The organism is Pseudarthrobacter sp. RHLT3-21 (genome assembly GCF_059383495.1).
The window spans coordinates 1-3,325 of record NZ_JBWZCI010000052.1; the positions used below are offsets into that span (position 1 = coordinate 1).

1 rRNA gene is annotated in these 3,325 nt (G+C 54.9%); it reads left to right on the top strand.

The features are described from left to right. The first annotated feature begins 61 nt into the window (after window positions 1–61). Window positions 62–3,211, top strand: a 23S ribosomal RNA gene (locus tag AC50YA_RS22990). Window positions 3,212–3,325 lie beyond the last annotated feature (114 nt).

Here is a 3,325-nt window from a genome sequence, read left to right on the forward strand (position 1 = left end):
CCTTTCGGGGTGTGGGTGGTTTCTGTGGTTCTCTCGAAAATTAGCGTTTTTGATCTTTTGTGGTCAAGTTTTTAAGAGCACACGGTGGATGCCTTGGCATTAGGAGCCGAAGAAGGACGTAGGAATCTGCGATAAGCCTGGGGGAGTCGATAACCGGACTGTGATCCCAGGGTGTCCGAATGGGGAAACCCCGCCAGGGGCGCGAGCTGCCTGGTGACCCGCATCTGAACACATAGGGTGCGTGGAGGGAACGCGGGGAAGTGAAACATCTCAGTACCCGCAGGAAGAGAAAACAATAGTGATTCCGTTAGTAGTGGCGAGCGAACGCGGATCAGGCTAAACCGTTCCATGTGTGATAGCCGGCGGGCGTTGCATGGTCGGGGTTGTGGGACTTTCCATACCAGTTCTGCCGGACTGGTGAGGTGTGATGTGCAGGCATAGGTGAACGGTCTTGAAAGGCCGGCCAGAGAGGGTGTGAGCCCCGTAACCGAAATGTTTTGTGCCGCCTGGAGAGTATCCCAAGTAGCACGGGGCCCGAGAAATCCCGTGTGAATCTGTCAGGACCACCTGATAAGCCTAAATACTCCCTAATGACCGATAGCGGACCAGTACCGTGAGGGAAAGGTGAAAAGTACCCCGGGAGGGGAGTGAAACAGTACCTGAAACCGTGTGCTTACAATCCGTCGGAGCATCTGCAGCTTGTCTGTATGGGTGTGACGGCGTGCCTTTTGAAGAATGAGCCTGCGAGTTAGTGTTACGTCGCGAGGTTAACCCGTGTGGGGAAGCCGTAGCGAAAGCGAGTCTGAATAGGGCGTTGCAGTGGCGTGATCTAGACCCGAAGCGAAGTGATCTACCCATGGCCAGGTTGAAGCGACGGTAAGACGTCGTGGAGGACCGAACCCACTTCAGTTGAAAATGGAGGGGATGAGCTGTGGGTAGGGGTGAAAGGCCAATCAAACTTCGTGATAGCTGGTTCTCCCCGAAATGCATTTAGGTGCAGCGTTGCGTGTTTCTTGCTGGAGGTAGAGCTACTGGATGGCTAATGGGCCCTACAAGGTTACTGACGTCAGCCAAACTCCGAATGCCGGTAAGTGAGAGCGCAGCAGTGAGACTGTGGGGGATAAGCTTCATAGTCGAGAGGGAAACAGCCCAGACCACCAACTAAGGCCCCTAAGCGTGTGCTAAGTGGGAAAGGATGTGGAGTTGCGAAGACAACCAGGAGGTTGGCTTAGAAGCAGCCATCCTTAAAAGAGTGCGTAATAGCTCACTGGTCAAGTGATTCCGCGCCGACAATGTAGCGGGGCTCAAGTACACCGCCGAAGTTGTGGATTTCAGATATTTAGCTAAGCCGCTTCCTTTGTGGGGTTGGTTCAGGCGTCTGGAGTGGTAGGGGAGCGTCGTGTGGGCAGTGAAGTCGCGGTGTAAACCAGCGGTGGAGCCTACACGAGTGAGAATGCAGGCATGAGTAGCGAAAGACGGGTGAGAAACCCGTCCGCCGAATGATCAAGGGTTCCAGGGTCAAGCTAATCTGCCCTGGGTAAGTCGGGACCTAAGGCGAGGCCGACAGGCGTAGTCGATGGACAACGGGTTGATATTCCCGTACCGGCGAAAAACCGTCCATGTTGAACAGGGGATACTAACCGCCCGATGCCTGCCCGCCCACCCTTCGGGGTGGAAGGGTTTTGGTGGAGCGCGGGACCTGATCCTGGGAGGCAAGCGTATTAACAGGTGTGACGCAGGAAGGTAGCCAAGCCGGGCGATGGTTGTCCCGGTCTAAGGATGTAGGGCGAACGGTAGGCAAATCCGCCGTTCATGATGCCTGAGATCTGATGGGACCCCCTCACGGGGGGATTTGGTGATCCTATGCTGCCGAGAAAAGCATCGACGCGAGGTTTTAGCCGCCCGTACCCCAAACCGACACAGGTGATCAGGTAGAGAATACTAAGGCGATCGAGAGAATTATGGTTAAGGAACTCGGCAAAATGCCCCCGTAACTTCGGGAGAAGGGGGGCCCCAACCTTGAACACCACTTGCTGGTGGGAGGGGATCGGGGCCGCAGAGACCAGGGGGAAGCGACTGTTTACTAAAAACACAGGTCCGTGCGAAGTCGCAAGACGATGTATACGGACTGACTCCTGCCCGGTGCTGGAAGGTTAAGAGGACCGGTTAGCCTTACGGCGAAGCTGAGAATTCAAGCCCCAGTAAACGGCGGTGGTAACTATAACCATCCTAAGGTAGCGAAATTCCTTGTCGGGTAAGTTCCGACCTGCACGAATGGAGTAACGACTTCCCCGCTGTCTCAACCATAAACTCGGCGAAATTGCAGTACGAGTAAAGATGCTCGTTACGCGCAGCAGGACGGAAAGACCCCGAGACCTTTACTATAGTTTGGTATTGGTGTTCGGAGTGGCTTGTGTAGGATAGGTGGGAGACGTTGAAGCCCGGACGCCAGTTCGGGTGGAGTCATCGTTGAAATACCACTCTGGTCACTTTGGACATCTAACTTCGGCCCGTAATCCGGGTCAGGGACAGTGCCTGATGGGTAGTTTAACTGGGGCGGTTGCCTCCTAAAAAGTAACGGAGGCGCCCAAAGGTTCCCTCAGCCTGGTTGGCAATCAGGTGTCGAGTGTAAGTGCACAAGGGAGCTTGACTGTGAGAGAGACATCTCGAGCAGGGACGAAAGTCGGGACTAGTGATCCGGCGGTACATTGTGGAATGGCCGTCGCTCAACGGATAAAAGGTACCTCGGGGATAACAGGCTGATCTTGCCCAAGAGTCCATATCGACGGCATGGTTTGGCACCTCGATGTCGGCTCGTCGCATCCTGGGGCTGGAGTAGGTCCCAAGGGTTGGGCTGTTCGCCCATTAAAGCGGTACGCGAGCTGGGTTTAGAACGTCGTGAGACAGTTCGGTCCCTATCCGCTGCGCGCGCAGGAAATTTGAGAAGGGCTGTCCTTAGTACGAGAGGACCGGGACGGACGAACCTCTGGTGTGTCAGTTGTACTGCCAAGTGCACCGCTGATTAGCTACGTTCGGATGGGATAACCGCTGAAAGCATCTAAGCGGGAAGCTCGCTTCGAGATGAGATTTCCATACACCTTGTGTGTGAGAGGCCCCCAGCCAGACCACTGGGTTGATAGGCCGGATGTGGAAGCGAGGACTAACGACTCGTGAAGCTGACCGGTACTAATAGGCCGATAACTTACACCACACACCAATGCGTGAACGGCATTCAAAAGACGTTCACACCAAGCACTGGTACGAAGATAACAAGACTGCTTGCGTCCACTATGTGGTTCCCAAACAACAAACCCGTCCCGGACGG